Genomic DNA, 15,383 nt, shown 5'->3' with positions numbered 1-15,383 from the left:
GAACGATGCGACCGCTTTTTATCATTTCACTGGACGCTTTAGGCGATACGGACGAAGCTGTCTATAAAGACATTCCGTTTTTTAAGAAAGCCATTGAACACGGAACATGGATACGAAAATTTACATCCATTTATCCCACCCTCACCTATCCCGTCCACGCCACCATAGTTACCGGGCGCTATCCGGATACTCACGGGATTGTGAACAATTTGAAACTGCAGCCTGAAAAGCTGTCGATGGACTGGTACTGGGATGAGCCGTCCCTTCAGGGCGACTCCATTTTTCGTGCGGCCCATCGCCGAGGGCTGAGCACCTGCGCCCTCTGTTGGCCGGTGAGTGCCGATGGACCTATTGACTACAATCTGCCGGAGATCTGGCCTCGAAGCGGCGAGTCCTACCTGGAATTTATCACGGAAAAATCCAGTGAAGGCTATGTCAACGAGCTCACCGAAGCCATTGACCTCACTGACAGCGCTCCAACGCAGCCCGAAATAGACGACTATATCGTCAAGGCAGCTCTTCATACGTTTAAAGCTCATAAGCCGGACATCACCTTGATGCACATCGTTCAAATTGACGGTGCCAAGCATAAATTTGGACCGTACGGCAAGGAGGTTGATGCGGCGATTTGCACGGTGGGACAACGTCTCGAGACGCTGTTTCAGGGGATTGATGAGGTGACGACGGACTATGATGTGATGATTCTTTCGGATCACAATCAGCTGCCGACACACTCTGAAATTCGTTTGAATGCGTGGCTTGCGGCCATGGGTTATCTTCAAGCCGATGAGGACGGTATGGTAGCATCGTACCGGGCTATCTTTTTCTCAGGTAACGGCTCCGCCGCCCTCTATGCCGAGAATGATAACGTGGCAGCAGAGATCGAGATGAAACTTCGAGAAGCCGATATCGCGGGGATTAAGACGATTTACAGCACAGCGGACGTGCCGGGACTTCGTGTCGATCCTACAGCGAAGCTCTATGTGGAAGCCGAAGCCGGGTATGTCTTCGGTCAATCGGCGAAAGGCGATGTGGACGGGGCGTCCAACCCTACTCACTACCGAGGCAATCACGGGTATCATCCCAATACGGCGGACTACGGTGCCATGGGTCTATTCTTCGGACCATCCTTTCAAGAGGGAAAAGTCATCGAGGAAGCCGCGCTGATTGAATTTGCACCTACTGTGGACGCCATGTTGGCGTTAGGTCTTGAAGGTGCGGAGACTGAAGGCATGGATGTGCTGAAGTAACATTGTTGGTATTTTTACCTGTTACGTTTTCAAATCTGAATATTTTGTCTTTAAAATAAATGTATCGCCGGCAATAAGCTTTCTGTATTGCAATGAGAAACGGCTTGATTTCAACGGTTTAAAATTAATGGTCGATGAAAAATGAGGACGGGGATTAAAAAAGATGAATTTTCCTATGGACAAGAAAACTGAAATCCTTTATAGTAGGTCCATAGTCAAAATGACGAAGAAAAGAAAAGTAACAGTCTGAAAGCTTTACAGAGAATCCGTGGTTGGTGAGAGCGGAGGAGTGGCAGGGGTGTGAAAATGGTCTTGGAGTCAAAGCGGTGAAGATTTTAACTGCTTTCGGGAGCGCCCGTTACAGCGCCAGAGTATGATAGTACTTGCAGAGGCATTCATCGTGAGGTGAATGTGAATTAAGGTGGTAACATGAGCGCGCTCATCCTTTATTGGATGGGCGCTTTTTTATTTACCGACAGGAGGAAAAGATGAGCGAATATCAAAAAGTCGATGTGGTTGTTGAAGAAAAAGTTAATACGTATAAAGACATTGCATTACAAATACATGGCAAGCCGGAAGTCAGCAACTATGAATTCTTTGCCTGTGAGACGTTAAGTCAACAGTTGAAAGCGGAGGGGTTTGAAATCCGTACCGATGTGGCGGGACACCGCACGGGATTTACGGCAAGCTACAAAAGTTCAAAGCCCGGCATTGTGGTGGTGTTTTTAGCGGAATATGATGCCCTTCAGGGCATCGGACATGCCTGTGGCCACAACCTCTTCGGAAGTATCTCGGCCCTTGCGGCAGTGGCCTACAAAGCTTATATTGGCGAAGTAGGCGGCGAGGTTCGGGTGTATGGGACGCCGGGGGAAGAAGGCGGCGAAAACGGTAGCTCCAAAGGTAGTTTTGTCCGTGAAGGGTTCTTCGATGATGTGGATATTGCGTTGGCACTGCATCCGTCGTCGGACAACGGTCGGACCGGTAAGAGCCTGGCTGTAGCGCCGGTGGATATAGAATTCTTCGGGAAAAGCGCCCACGCATCCGGACAACCGGAAAAAGGCATCAATGCGCTGGACAGTGTCATTCAAGTGTTTAACGGCGTCAATGCGTTGCGTCAGCACGTCACCGACGACGTTCGGATTCACGGGATTATTACCAACGGCGGCGAAGCACCGAATGTGGTACCCGATTATGCCAGTGCAAGGTTTTACCTGAGAGCCAAATCCCGACCCGCGTTAGATGAGCTCTATACCAAGTTTGAAAATATTGTCAAAGGCGCGGCACTGCAAACCGGAGCCACTTACAAATTCGGTCTCTTTCAAAACAGCGTGGACAATGTGGTGCCGACACCACGGTTTGATGATCTCTTTGAAGCGTATTTAAACACGTATGGGGAGACGATACCTGACACGCCAAAGAAAGGCGCCGGCTCTACCGATGCCGGCAATGTCAGCCAAGTGGTGCCGACACTGCATCCGCAGATTCGTATTTCCGACGTGCCGGTGGCAGGCCACAGCATTGAATTTCGAGAGGCGGCGAAGAGTGAGCTCGGACTTCGAAGCATTGATATCGGCTCGCGAGTTCTTGCCAAGACCGCACTGCATTTAGCGGAGCACCCTGAGGAGCTGAAGGCCGTTAAAAGTCAACATCATGAGAATGTGTTACATCAGTAGGTGAAGTCAAAGTATGATTGAATTAAGCCATGTATCGAAAACCTTTCAACTCAAAAGCGGCGCCGTCCATGCGGTAAAAGATGTCAGCCTCACGATAGCGGACGGCGAAATCTTCGGGGTCATCGGATACAGCGGCGCCGGGAAAAGTACCTTGGTACGTTGTATCAACGTGTTGGAACGCCCCACCGAGGGAACGGTCGCTGTGGACGGCGTGGAGCTCACCGCGTTAAATGAAAAAGCGTTGAGGCGGGAGCGGACAAAAATCGGCATGATTTTTCAACAGTTTAACCTCTACCGTTCACGGACCGTCTTTGACAATGTTGCCTTTGCGCTGCGACATCGGGGTCTGGATAAAGGGACGATTCAAGAGCGTGTCGATGAACTTTTGGAGCTGGTGGGCATTTCAGATAAAAAGCACGTCTATCCTTCTCAACTGTCCGGGGGACAGAAACAGCGTGTTGCCATTGCCAGGGCGCTTGCCAGCAGGCCGAAAGTGCTCCTCTGTGATGAAGCCACATCCGCTTTGGATCCACAGACGACCAAATCGATCCTGGACCTTTTAAAAACGCTGAACCGAAAGCTGGGCATTACCATTGTGGTCATCACTCACGAGATGGCGGTCATCAAAGACATTTGCCATCGTGTGGCGGTGATGGAAGACGGCAAAGTGGTGGAACTCAATGATGTCGTCTCCATTTTCTCCAACCCGAAAGCACCGATCACCAAGGACTTCATCAATTCTACCTCAAATCTCAGCCGCATTCATGAGCTGATTAAAGATCGTGCACAGGTGGTCGCCCTGAAGCCGGGGCAAAAGATATGCCGACTGGATTTCACCGGATCCTTTACCAAAGAAGCCATTATTTCACAAATTTCTCGAGAATTTGACGTGGATGCCAGCATTATCTTTGCCAGCGTCGAAACCGTGCAAGATACGGTATTCGGCTCTCTCATTATCATCTTAAACGGCAACGCTGCCAACCACGACGCGGTCTTTAAATTTTTACAATCCCGCAACATTACTACGGAGGTGATCCAAGTTGCATAATCTCGCAGCAACCTATTTACCTAACTTAACCGATTACTTTGAAGAATTCGTTCAAAGCATTGTGGAGACGCTGCAGATGCTTGCAGTCTCAGGTCTTTTCGCCTTCGTTTTGGGGATTGCGCTGGGAACGCTACTCGTGGTGACACGGGAAGGCAACATCCTGGAAAATCCGGTGGTTCATCATGTGCTGGACAAATTGGTGAACCTCTTTCGATCCATTCCCTTCGTCATTCTCATCACCGTGCTGATTCCGGTGACAAAGGTTGTGGCCGGGACCTTTATCGGTGTCAAAGGGGCGATTTTCCCACTGATTGTCGGCTGTACACCCTTCTTCGTACGGCAGGTGGACATGGCGCTGTCCGATGTGGACCGGGGTCTTGTTGAAGCGGCACAAGCCATGGGACTGTCACCGCTTGAGATTATCTTTAGAGTCTATCTCAAGGAAAGTATTCCTGCCCTTGCCCGATCGACCACTATCACCGCCATCAGTCTCTTAGGACTCACCGCCATGGGCGGCGCTGTCGGCGGCGGGGGACTGGGTTCGTTTGTCATTCGTTACGGACACAACCGGTTCTTTCAAGATATCACGTATGTATCCGTGATCGTCATCTTAATTTTAGTATCCATTATCCAAGGCATTGGCAATGTGGTAATAAAGAAAACAACACACTAGGAGGAACATATGAAAAAATTAGTAGTCATTTTCAGTTTATTGTTGGTACTTACCGCGTGCGGCGCGAAGAACAACGCCGGCGGCAATGGGGGCGCAGAAGGGGAGAGCTCGGAGCGCACCACAGTGAAAGTCGGACTCACCGGCAGTGAGTCCAAAGTTTGGAGTTATATTGCCGATGAGGCGGCTAAAGAAGGCATCGATGTGGAATTGGTTTTCTTTGATTCCTATCCGCTCCCGAATGCGGCGCTCGCATCCGGAGAAATTGACCTGAACAACTTCCAGCACAAGAGCTATTTGGAAAAAGAAGTGGCGCAACACGGTTATGATCTTACCGTTCTCGGCGAGACCGTCATCGCACCGCTTGGCATTTATTCCAATCAGTTAAAGGACGTCAGCGAGATCAAAGACGGCGACAAAATTATCATTCCTGACGATGTGACCAACGGTGGGCGTGCACTGCTCTTATTGGAAGCGAACGGTCTCATTGAGGTGGACGATGCGGCAGGCTATACGCCGACACTAAAAGACGTCACCAACCCTCGCAATTTTGATATTGTGGAACTTGCAGCGAACAACACACCTGCGGCCCTCGCCGAAGCACCTCTTGTCGTCATCAACTCCGGGGTGGCTGTCGACGCAGGGATGATTCCGACACAAACGGCCCTGGTACTTGAAGACGCCGCAGTGGGAGACAGTCCGTATATCAATGTCATTGTGGCACGCACCGAAGATAAAGACAAACCGGAACTGAAGCGTCTTGTGGAAATCTACCACACCGACAAAGTCAAAGCCATCACGGAAGAAGAAACAAAAGGCTCTTCTATTCCGGTATGGTAACGACGTATCCGGAAATAGTGATCTGATAAAAAAGAGATGAGCATAGACTCATCTCTTTTTTGTGTGTTAAACGGATTTTGCAGGAAAGACCGTGATGTCATTGGGTAGACACGAGGGCGTTAGAGCCGAGGGAGCTATGACACCTGCACTTGTTTGACACTAACGTGATTTGCGTCATGAATAAAGACCGAGCAACATCTTATGCGCCTAAGGGCACTGGAGAGCAGGTGCTATAAGAAGAATAGTGTAGTGTACCCGGCGGCGGTCCAATGCGGGGCATAAAAAAAGGATGACCGAAGTCATCCTTTTGTAAGTGTCGTGTTACATGCCCATCCCCATCTTAGTCGCAATGTCCAAGAATTTGGTGATGATTAAAGCGTTGGTGAGATTGCTGATAAATCCGCCGATAACCGGCACGACGAAAAAGGCCAGCTTGGAATAACGATACTTATCACAGACCGTCTTCATGGTCGTCATGGAGACCGGCACGGCACCGGTACCGAAGCCGAGGTGTCCTACAGCCATCACTGCGGCGTCATAGTTCTTACCCAGTAAGCGGAAGGTTAAGAAGTAGACGAAGATCAAGATAAGGACAACTTGTGCCATGAGCAGGACGATGAGTTGAAAACCGAGGCCGGCCAGCTGCCACAGTTTCATGGACACAATGGACATGGATACGAAAAGGCCGAGAGAAAATTCACCGACCGTATCAATGGCTTCCAAAAGGTCGTCTTTAGCTCGGCCGGTTTTGTCCAAGACGACACGCACCAGGATACCGCCGAGCATACAGCATACGTGGATCGGAATGTTTTGGCCGGTCTTTTGTAAAAGTAAAAAGACACCTTGTCCAATACCGCAAGCGAGAACAAGCATATACATGGCAGAGATCACGTTAGCTTTATTCATCATAACAGTCTCTACGGTTTCGTTTAAGCTGCGGGAGGCATTATCCAACACAGTGTCTTCAAAGTGGTATTTTCGTACCAGGAAATTCCCGAACGGTCCACCGAGAAGTGAGCCTGCGATCAGGCCGAAGGTTGCAGCGGCGATGGCCACTTCCATAGCGGCGGATTGGCCGGCTTCAACAGCGATAGGAGCAAAGCTTGCTGCGTTACCGTGTCCGCCTGTCATAGGAATGGAGCCGGTCATCATGGCGATGAGGGGATGTACACCTAATGCCGAGCCGACCCCGAGGGCCAGGGCGTTTTGAAGTGTAGCAAGAACGGCGGCGAGTACGGCGAAGATGACCACCAAGATGCCACCTTTTTTCAAAAGTGCCATACTTGCAGCAGCACCGCTTGCGGCAAAGAAAATACAATAAAATAAGGAATTGACCGTGTCAAAGTCAAATTCAGGTTCCAAAATATTGGCATAGTATAAGATCATGGTGATAATGGCAATGAGCGTGCCTCCGACAACAGCTGCCGGCAGACAGTATTTCTTCAAAACAGGGAATTTTGCTCGAAGAAAATCTCCAATGTAGATGCCCAATACGCCGAGAAATAACGTTTCGAACATACCGAAGTTTACAACTAATCGTTCCATCTTTTTCCTCCTTAGTAACTATTTATTGTTTAATTTTAAAGTAATACAGGGACAAATTCAACCTCAGAAATGCTCTTTTAGTAGGTTTTGAAGCGGTACACAAGACGGATAAAGAGGCGTTCATTTCAAGAAAAGTATGTTATAATCAAAATAATAAAATGTTTTACTTGTTCTGGAGTAGGCGCCAAACACGGCAGAAACACGGAAAGGCCACTGATTTATTGATTATGTGGCAGGTCGCTCACCTGATGTTTCCCTAATCGGTCCACTCAGCATAGTTGTAAGATATAGTTGTAAGATTCCTCTCCCGAGACATGAATTGGAGAAGGGGACGTGATGCAAAAAGTCCGGCACCTTCGCAAGGGAAAAGTAAAGAAAAAAGTTTTAAAAGTATAAGAAAGAAAAAGAATAAAAAAGATAAATAATGTCCGCCTCACGATATGGTGGTGTGAGAGAAGTCGTCTACGAAATGTAGCTGTCACGCCCCACACGGGGCGTGTGAGTTGAAATTTGATGGTACGTTAATATCGCTTGGCGTTGTAGGTGTCACGCCCCACACGGGGCGTGTGAGTTGAAATTTATTAAATCTTCATAAGTTTTTAAGTTTTTTATTGTCACGCCCCACACGGGGCGTGTGAGTTGAAATCTTCCGTCTTCGCCGTAATGTCCTTTATCACACTGTCACGCCCCACACGGGGCGTGTGAGTTGAAATGTATAATATAGTTTTTATCGCTTATAAGTTAGAAAATGTCACGCCCCACACGGGGCGTGTGAGTTGAAATTTGTATGAAAATGGGGTCAATTCTAAATCAATTCAAGTCACGCCCCACACGGGGCGTGTGAGTTGAAATCCGCATAAGATTTTAAACCGGCTTTATTCACCAAGTCACGCCCCACACGGGGCGTGTGAGTTGAAATGTTAATGATCGGCAAATCATAATCTAACGGGTGTGTCACGCCCCACACGGGGCGTGTGAGTTGAAATACCAAATTCGCTGGCAAATTTTTCCGACGCCGTCGTGTCACGCCCCACACGGGGCGTGTGAGTTGAAATCTGGTTATATAAAATCCGCACCTACAAGAAAGGTCACGCCCCACACGGGGCGTGTGAGTTGAAATAAAAGACAGAAAGAGACCATCGAAGACAAGTATAAAGTCACGCCCCACACGGGGCGTGTGAGTTGAAATGACCGAGAATGGATAATTGGCCACAATCAGGTCAAGTCACGCCCCACACGAGGCGTGTGAGTTGAAATTTATTAAAGAGTTTCAATCTAAATACACTACAATAGTCACGCCCCACACGGGGCGTGTGAGTTGAAATTTTTATGATGTTACTATCAGATGTTGAGTTATTCGTCACGCCCCACACGGGGCGTGTGAGTTGAAATTAAAAATCCGTGCACGCGTTGCACGCACGTTGCACGTCACGCTCCACACGGGGCGTGTGAGTTGAAATTGCCCTTGAAGGGGTGACGCCGTACGGTGCGCTTCAGGTCACGCCCCACACGGGGCGTGTGAGTTGAAATATGTGATTGGTGACGAGATAGAAACAATTATGAACACGTCACGCCCCACACGGCGAGTGTGCGTTGAAATGGCTGTATTAAGTAAAAATCATTATGGCAGCGACCTATGTGTCACGCGGCACACGACCGTATGATTTTTAGCTGGAATGGCCATAGTATGATACAAAAGAGTGTGGTGTCTAGGCGATTATATTCGGATAACGGCTTTTCACATTGAATAAAACAGCACGCTGCGGCGTGCTGTTTGCCTTTAGCGTGCTGTATCATTATTGGAGTGGAGATAGCGAATCATGCCGGGGATGTTTTCTGTAGGTTTGATATGAAAGCGGTGAATGGTGTAAGGATCTTCTTTAAGATGATTCAGGGTTGTGGCTGTGTAGTTTGCGCCGACAAACCCGAATTGTAAGCCGGAGTCCTGAACGGCTTTTAGCGCGAGGTCGTTTGTGGCGGCACCGGGATAAGCGATAGCAAAGGGGAAGATAGAGGCCAATTGATAGATGACGTCGTTATTCCAGACCAAATCATTTTTCACTTTGGTGTAGAATGCCGCGTCAGTTTCACCGGGGAGCTTGGTGGACAGAAAAGTTTTGCCTTTGTCCTTACCGCTTAAAAAAGTGCCGTCCAAGCTGTAAGTGTGAGACCCGAAAGCCATCCCGTCTTCGCTCATGGTGATGATGTCCTGGGGATCCAAAAAGCCGTCGGTACCGAGCAGGGATCCCACGATAAAGATGGAGCCTCGCGCACCGTATTTTTTTAAAATGGGATAGGCTGTGGTGAAATTATCTTTATAGCCGTCGTCAAAGGTGATAAAGACGGGATTGTTCGGCAAGGACATATCGCCGTTGGCCAAGGCTTTCAGGTCATTTAAAGTTAAGAAGGTAAAGCCTTCGTCATGAAGGCCTGAAATCATGGCTTCAAAGTCTTTCGGTGCGACGGCATACTCATTCCCCGGGTCGTCGCTGATGGCGTGGTAAGTCAGGACGGGGATGGTTCCCGGGCCTACGGTGCGTATAAAATTGAAATAAATACCCCCGGCGAGGGCCAGGGCGATAAGAATCATGATAATGCGTTTCATAAAATCCTCCACAATTATTTTCATTGTAGCACATATGGTATAATTTTCTCCAAAGGAGAAGGTAAATTCATGAAAAAAGACCAAATTGGAAAGATTATCCGTGCTGAGTTTCCCAACCGTACGGTAGCAGATGTAGACGGACGTGAGATAAAACTAAAAGGCGGTTTGTTGGGACAGACCGTGCGTCTGCATCAAAGCAATCGAAAAAAGGGGAAGCTCTTGGAGGTGTTAGAACGGGGGCCTATGGAAGAAGCGGCACATTGTCCCCGCGCAGATATCTGTGGTGGCTGTACCTACCAAACCCTAAGCTATGACAAGGAAGTAGTATATAAAGGGGCACTGCTTAAACAACTCTATCAGAAGGAGCTAGGCATGGACCTTGAGTTGATACCGTCTCCGATGTCGCAAGCATATCGGAACAAGATGGAGTATACATTCTCTGACGCGTATAAAGACGGGCCGCTCAGTTTGGGTCTGCATCAAAAAAATCGATTTTATGACGTGGTAGACACTGAGGGGTGCAATATTATCCATGAAGACTTTAATACCCTTCGCTCCTTCACTCGGGACTACTTTGACGGCGTGCTCAAGCCCTATCACAAGCGCCTTCATACCGGTGTGCTCCGCCATCTGCTCATTCGCAGATCCGGAATTGGAGAGATTGTCCTCTCCCTTGTGACCGCAAACAGTGATTACGACTTCACCGATTACTTTGAGCAGTTAAAGACATTGCCTCTTGAAGGGGTGCTCGTCGGTGCCACCCAAACCATCAACAACAGTTTCTCGGATGCCATTGTACCGGAGGATGTTATTATCCACTTTGGTCGAGACTACATTGAAGAATCCCTTTTAGGTCTGACCTTTAAGGTGAGTCTGTTCTCATTTTTCCAAACCAACAGCGCCTCAGCGGCAGTTCTTTATACCATGGCAGCGGATATGCTGGGTTCGATGGAGGGCAAAACCTTGGTCGATCTCTACTCCGGGACAGGCACCATCACACAGATTCTTGGACGGCACGCAACTACTGCTTTGGGGATTGAAATTGTCGAGGAAGCAGTAGAAGCGGCCCGTGAGAACGCCAAAGCCAACGGTTTGGATCAGGTACGCTTTATTGCAGGGGATGTGGCGGAGGTCATCAAAGAGGAAGATATTCATGCCGATGTCATCGTTCTGGATCCTCCGAGAGAAGGCATCAATCCGAAGGCGATTGAGCGCATCATCAGCTTTGCGCCGACGCAGTTTTTGTATATTTCATGCAATCCGATCACACAAGTCCGAGATCTTCACGTCTTTTTAGACAAGGGCTATCACGTTGATAAACTCGTGGCCTTAGACCAGTTTCCGCGCACTGTCCATGTGGAGTGCATAGCCTTACTTACCAAGATCAATTAATCAAAAGGAAGGTGTAATTATATGAGTAGAAACTACACTAAAGATCTGATAAAAAAAGAATTTATGAAACTTTTAGATGAAAAAAAACTTGATAACATAACTGTCACCGAGTTAGCTCAAAAATGTCAGATAGAAAGAAAAACCTTCTATTATCATTATGAAAATTTAGAACAATTAATAAAAGAAATATTTGAGTCAGAACTAGATGTAATTATAGAGGAATTTAATGAGAATCTTTCGTGGGAAGATAGTTTTATCTTGGCAGCAACCTTTATCTTGGAAAATAAAAGAGCTATAAGACATATTTACTTTTCTGACTATAAGGTGAATGTAGAAAAATATGTATATTCTATGGCAGGTGAAGTCATTATAAAATATGTCAAACATATATCAAAGGAGACTAGGGCAAAAGATATTGATATTAATTTAATTTCTTATTTTTATCAGTGCGCCTTAAGTAGTGCACTAATACAATGGATAGCTACAAATATGAAAACTGATCCGGTAGTGATTACTAAGAGGATAGGTAAATTAATGGATGGTAATATTTTATTGTCATTAAAAAGGAGTGAAAACCTGGAAAAGATTACTCAAAATATAGAGATTGAGTAAACTTTGGACAAAAAACTAGTTTTGGTAGATGAATTTTTTCTCTTTTCATGACAGGATATAAATATAAGATGTCATGACACGATATAAATGTAAGATGATGATGTTAAGTTATGAAAGGAGAAGTTATGGAACTTAAAACTCATGATAAAAGATTAAAACTTACTAATGGTGATTTTCAAAGATTAGTTAAGGCTAGAAAGCCTGAAGGAATTGAAGAAAAATCTGCTTACTTGATAGGAACAGGTATTGCTTCACTAACTGCAGCTTGTTTCTTAATTAGAGATGCTCATATGGAAGGCAATAAAATTACTTTCTTAGAACAATTAGATATACCTGGTGGTTCACTTGACGGTAAATACATGGATACAAGAGGTTATGTTGCCCGTGGTGGTAGAGAAACTGGTGCACACTTTGAATGTCTATGGGATATTTGGAGCTCTATACCAAGTCTAGAAAACCCAGAAATGAGTGTTTTAGATGATTACTTCTATACTAACTACGACGATCCAAACTATAGTAATTGTCGTATCACTCATAAACAAGGTGAACGTTATGACGATGGCAAATTCAATCTAACTCAAAAACAAGTTAAAGAAATTGCAGATCTATGTATGACTAAAGACGAACTTCTTGAAGATAAGGCAATCGAAGATATTTTCTCAGATGGACTTTTAAATTCAGACTTCTGGACACTTTGGAGAACAATGTTTGCCTTTGAAAACTGGCATTCTGCTCTAGAAATGAAACTATACCTAAACCGTTTCATCCATCACGTAGGAGGTCTTACAGACCTATCAGCTCTTAGATTTACAAGATATGACCAATACAATTCAATTGTAAAACCTATGGTTAAGTACCTTGAAGATCATGGATGTAAATTCCAATATGACACAAGGGTAACTGATGTTGATTTTGATATTTCAGAAAATAAAAAAGTTGCTACAAAGATTATAGCTGAAGATAAGAATGGCAACGACAAATCAATTGATTTAACAGAAAATGACCTAGTATTTATAACAAATGGATCTATGACAGAAAATTCAAGCTATGGTGATGACAATACACCAGCAGAACTTAGTGATGAACAAACTGGTTGCTGGGAAATGTGGAAAAACATTGCTAAAAAATCAGATGATTTTGGAAAGCCTGAAGTATTCTGCTCCGATGTTGAAAAGAGTAACTGGGAATCATGTACAGTAACTTGTCACGATGAATCAGTACCAAAATATATTGAAAAAATCACAAAAAGAAGCCCTTATGGTGGAAAAACTGTAACAGGTGGTATTGTAACTTGTGTTGATTCAAGCTGGCTAATGTCTTGGACAATTAATAGACAAGGTCAATATCCAGAACAACCAGAAAACGATGTTTGTGTTTGGGTTTACGGTTTATTTACAGATGTTGAAGGTGACTATATCAAAAAGAAAATGAGAGATTGTACAGGTAAGGAAATTACAAAAGAATGGTTATACCATCTTGGAGTTCCTGTAAATGAAATTGATGCACTTGCTGAAACTTGCAGCGCAGTACCTGTTATGATGCCTTATATCACATCTCAATTTATGCCAAGAAAATTTGGTGATAGACCACTAGTTGTTCCAAAAGGTGGAGTAAACTTTGCATTCCTTGGACAATTTGCAGAAACTTTAGATGATCCAGGAAGAGATACAGTGTTCACAACAGAATACTCAGGAAGAACAGCAATGGAAGCTGTTTATGTACTTTGTGGCGTAGAAAAAGCTGTCCCAGAAGTATATGCTTCAAGATATGACCTAAGATATCTTCTAAATGGAATGGTTGCCCTATCAGATGGCAAAAAACCAGAACTTCCACTTTCACCATTACAAAAAATGAAAGTTGCAAAACTAATCAAAGGTACAGATGTGGAAGAGATGCTAAAAGAATTTAATATTATTTAATAATTTATAACAAATTTGGGGCGATAATATATCGTCCCATTATTTTTACTAAGGAGACGAAAAATGAATAACAACTTTAATAATCAAGCTGTGCCTACTTTAGAAGAAATAGAATCCATATATGAAGATATTTTAAGAAGCGAAGCTAGGGCAAATGAAGAAGTTAACTTGAAACATTTAGGTGAATTTTATAAAAGATTTAGAAAAAAAGAAAACAAAAGAGAAGAATCAAAGTCGGAAAATTCAATAATAAAAGAATATAGAACATATTAAAAAAAGGAATTCAACCACATGTTGAACTTACAGATTTTTTGAAATGCAAGTGTGGGTACTTTAACAATAGAAATTGAAAATATTGTTGGAACCTGGGTTGGAAAATTTTATTCTCATGGAAATAAAACAACTTTGGATTTTACCGAAGATATAGTTTCTAAACATTTCATTTTTTAAACCATTGATAGGCTCTTATACTCGTAAGAAGATGCAGTGATTCATCTAAGAAACGGAGATTATGGTCTAGTTGAAATTAAACTTGGTGGAGATAAGTTAATTGAGATAGGTTCTGAAACTTTAAAAGATTTAGCATCTATAATAGATATAAAAAACATGTCCAACCCCTCATTTATGATGGTATTATGCGCCAAAGCTTCTTTTGCTTATAAAAGAGATGATGATGTTTACGTAATACCTATTACGGCTTTAAGGCATTAATATTATCAGCATTTATTAAAATATTCCCACATACGAGACTTCACTAAAATCTCAAAATGTATCCATACTGACCATTCAAGGCATGTGGAGACTATAGTATTGATGTCAAGGAATTAAGATAATAGGTTATAAGACTGTTGAAATCAATGGCTTTTAAGGTTTAGAAAAGCTAGAAAGCTGTTTTTGTGCTAAAAAATTGCTTGTACAAGATATAAGGCACAAAATATGCCTATAGAATCAAATAACATACTAGCATTAAAAACTTCATTTCACTCAATCCATGCGCAGACGGTGGCGTTTAAGCAAGTTAAGATGATTGAAAAGTAAGCATAATCAGAGAGGCGCACCTTATAGTTTTACGGTTTTTCTTATACAACAGTAACAATGAAAATCCGAAAAAACGAAGACTGAGGATACTATGGAGGGCGGTTGATGAAAAACGTAAAACTATACTTTTCTTTGGCTACATTGTTGACGGCTGCAGGAGTGATTTTTCTAATGTTTGCATTGACGCACCCTGAAGTATCATTCCCGGTTAGTACTGGCTTGCTATACTTACTATAGGTACTATATATTTTCTTAACAATGTCTCTGTATATAGTTGGCATAATTAAGAAGCATCATGCAGGAAAACAATCCAAAACGAAGAAACATGCAAGTAATTGAGAGATTATTATCGTGCGTTTACAAGTTTGAATGATAACGAAGTCGGTTTTCTCAAGGGACAACACAGACAAATGACACCGGACGACAATCGAAAAAAATAGGATACCGCTTGGTTTTAAATAGGGGTTTATTCATATTTTCTCGGCGGATGCGCTCACTGCGGCGGTATTTTGACGGGGCGTGTCTTGCTTGTGACAATGTGGGGATTCACCCTATTTTTTATGGACCAATACACGACAGGTGAAACGAGCCGTTCACATCAGTTGTGTTCTCAACATGACAGTTTAATCCAGCTGAGAATACCTTACTCGGCTAGTCTTGCTATTACTTATGATGCGGTAAGGACACAGCCTCGGATTTCAGCACGGATATTTCGATTCATGAAAGACGCGATGATATCGAATAAATACGGACAAATGATATTGCAAACGGTGAATAGGTATAGTAAAATC

The 15,383-nt window shown here is 44.3% G+C and carries 12 protein-coding genes, 1 CRISPR repeat array and 1 other annotated feature; of the genes, 10 read left to right on the top strand and 2 right to left on the bottom strand.

Annotation, left to right across the window (positions count from 1 at the left end):
• The first annotated feature begins 5 nt into the window (after positions 1 to 5).
• The 5 genes from O6R05_RS07905 to O6R05_RS07885 all read left to right on the top strand — a co-directional run bounded on the left by O6R05_RS07905 (position 6) and on the right by O6R05_RS07885 (position 5,481).
• On the top strand, positions 6 to 1,250 hold the full coding sequence (locus tag O6R05_RS07905) for an alkaline phosphatase family protein (protein ID WP_271191446.1): 1,245 nt from the start codon (positions 6 to 8) through the stop codon (positions 1,248 to 1,250).
• 217 nt (positions 1,251 to 1,467) lie between these two features.
• Positions 1,468 to 1,700 (top strand) — a binding site (T-box leader).
• 38 nt (positions 1,701 to 1,738) lie between these two features.
• A complete protein-coding gene (locus O6R05_RS07900; protein WP_271191445.1) occupies positions 1,739 to 2,923 on the top strand; it encodes a M20 family metallopeptidase in 1,185 nt (394 codons plus the stop codon).
• Between the two features lie 13 nt (positions 2,924 to 2,936).
• On the top strand, positions 2,937 to 3,971 hold the full coding sequence (locus O6R05_RS07895; protein ID WP_271191444.1) for a methionine ABC transporter ATP-binding protein: 1,035 nt from the start codon (positions 2,937 to 2,939) through the stop codon (positions 3,969 to 3,971).
• A complete protein-coding gene (locus tag O6R05_RS07890; protein WP_271191443.1) occupies positions 3,964 to 4,644 on the top strand; it encodes a methionine ABC transporter permease in 681 nt (226 codons plus the stop codon). Before O6R05_RS07895 ends, O6R05_RS07890 begins: the two co-directional genes overlap by 8 nt.
• A gap of 9 nt (positions 4,645 to 4,653) precedes the next feature.
• On the top strand, positions 4,654 to 5,481 hold the full coding sequence (locus O6R05_RS07885) for a MetQ/NlpA family ABC transporter substrate-binding protein (RefSeq protein WP_271191442.1): 828 nt from the start codon (positions 4,654 to 4,656) through the stop codon (positions 5,479 to 5,481).
• Positions 5,482 to 5,802: 321 nt separating this feature from the next.
• Here the strand turns inward: O6R05_RS07885 and O6R05_RS07880 are convergent, their stop codons facing one another.
• A complete protein-coding gene (locus O6R05_RS07880; protein ID WP_271191441.1) occupies positions 5,803 to 7,026 on the bottom strand; it encodes a sodium/glutamate symporter in 1,224 nt (407 codons plus the stop codon).
• A gap of 477 nt (positions 7,027 to 7,503) precedes the next feature.
• Positions 7,504 to 8,626: direct repeats of the CRISPR family, unit length 33 nt; unit sequence GTCACGCCCCACACGGGGCGTGTGAGTTGAAAT.
• 180 nt (positions 8,627 to 8,806) lie between these two features.
• Positions 8,807 to 9,631, bottom strand: coding sequence for a polysaccharide deacetylase family protein (locus tag O6R05_RS07875; protein ID WP_271191440.1), 825 nt, complete (start codon positions 9,629 to 9,631; stop codon positions 8,807 to 8,809).
• Between the two features lie 69 nt (positions 9,632 to 9,700).
• On the opposite strand from O6R05_RS07875, the gene rlmD reads away from it, so the two are divergent.
• The 5 genes from rlmD to O6R05_RS07850 all read left to right on the top strand — a co-directional run bounded on the left by rlmD (position 9,701) and on the right by O6R05_RS07850 (position 14,265).
• A complete protein-coding gene (gene rlmD / locus O6R05_RS07870; RefSeq protein WP_271191439.1) occupies positions 9,701 to 11,023 on the top strand; it encodes a 23S rRNA (uracil(1939)-C(5))-methyltransferase RlmD in 1,323 nt (440 codons plus the stop codon).
• Between the two features lie 21 nt (positions 11,024 to 11,044).
• A complete protein-coding gene (locus O6R05_RS07865; RefSeq protein WP_271191438.1) occupies positions 11,045 to 11,635 on the top strand; it encodes a TetR/AcrR family transcriptional regulator in 591 nt (196 codons plus the stop codon).
• A 125-nt stretch (positions 11,636 to 11,760) separates the two neighbouring features.
• Positions 11,761 to 13,554, top strand: a complete 1,794-nt coding sequence (locus O6R05_RS07860; RefSeq protein WP_271191437.1) for an oleate hydratase — start codon at positions 11,761 to 11,763, stop codon at positions 13,552 to 13,554.
• A 63-nt stretch (positions 13,555 to 13,617) separates the two neighbouring features.
• Positions 13,618 to 13,827 (top strand): hypothetical protein, encoded by a 210-nt coding sequence (locus tag O6R05_RS07855; protein ID WP_271191436.1) that lies wholly within the window; start codon positions 13,618 to 13,620, stop codon positions 13,825 to 13,827.
• A 213-nt stretch (positions 13,828 to 14,040) separates the two neighbouring features.
• A complete protein-coding gene (locus tag O6R05_RS07850; protein WP_271191435.1) occupies positions 14,041 to 14,265 on the top strand; it encodes a hypothetical protein in 225 nt (74 codons plus the stop codon).
• Positions 14,266 to 15,383: the final 1,118 nt, after the last annotated feature.

The organism is Peptoniphilus equinus (assembly GCF_027921445.1).
In the GTDB taxonomy this organism is placed as follows: domain Bacteria; phylum Bacillota; class Clostridia; order Tissierellales; family Peptoniphilaceae; genus Peptoniphilus; species Peptoniphilus equinus.
This window is presented reverse-complemented; position numbering and strand designations above follow the sequence as displayed.

Excerpts from the sequence above, each read along its gene's own strand:
- O6R05_RS07875 (WP_271191440.1), bottom strand. The coding sequence starts at position 9,631 with ATGAAACGCATTATCATGATTCTTATCGCCCTGGCCCTCGCCGGGGGT.
- O6R05_RS07880 (WP_271191441.1), bottom strand. The coding sequence starts at position 7,026 with ATGGAACGATTAGTTGTAAACTTCGGTATGTTCGAAACGTTATTTCTC.
- O6R05_RS07860 (WP_271191437.1), top strand. The coding sequence starts at position 11,761 with ATGGAACTTAAAACTCATGATAAAAGATTAAAACTTACTAATGGTGAT.
- O6R05_RS07865 (WP_271191438.1), top strand. The coding sequence starts at position 11,045 with ATGAGTAGAAACTACACTAAAGATCTGATAAAAAAAGAATTTATGAAA.
- O6R05_RS07905 (WP_271191446.1), top strand. The coding sequence starts at position 6 with ATGCGACCGCTTTTTATCATTTCACTGGACGCTTTAGGCGATACGGAC.
- rlmD (WP_271191439.1), top strand. The coding sequence starts at position 9,701 with ATGAAAAAAGACCAAATTGGAAAGATTATCCGTGCTGAGTTTCCCAAC.
- O6R05_RS07895 (WP_271191444.1), top strand. The coding sequence starts at position 2,937 with ATGATTGAATTAAGCCATGTATCGAAAACCTTTCAACTCAAAAGCGGC.
- O6R05_RS07855 (WP_271191436.1), top strand. The coding sequence starts at position 13,618 with ATGAATAACAACTTTAATAATCAAGCTGTGCCTACTTTAGAAGAAATA.
- O6R05_RS07900 (WP_271191445.1), top strand. The coding sequence starts at position 1,739 with ATGAGCGAATATCAAAAAGTCGATGTGGTTGTTGAAGAAAAAGTTAAT.
- O6R05_RS07885 (WP_271191442.1), top strand. The coding sequence starts at position 4,654 with ATGAAAAAATTAGTAGTCATTTTCAGTTTATTGTTGGTACTTACCGCG.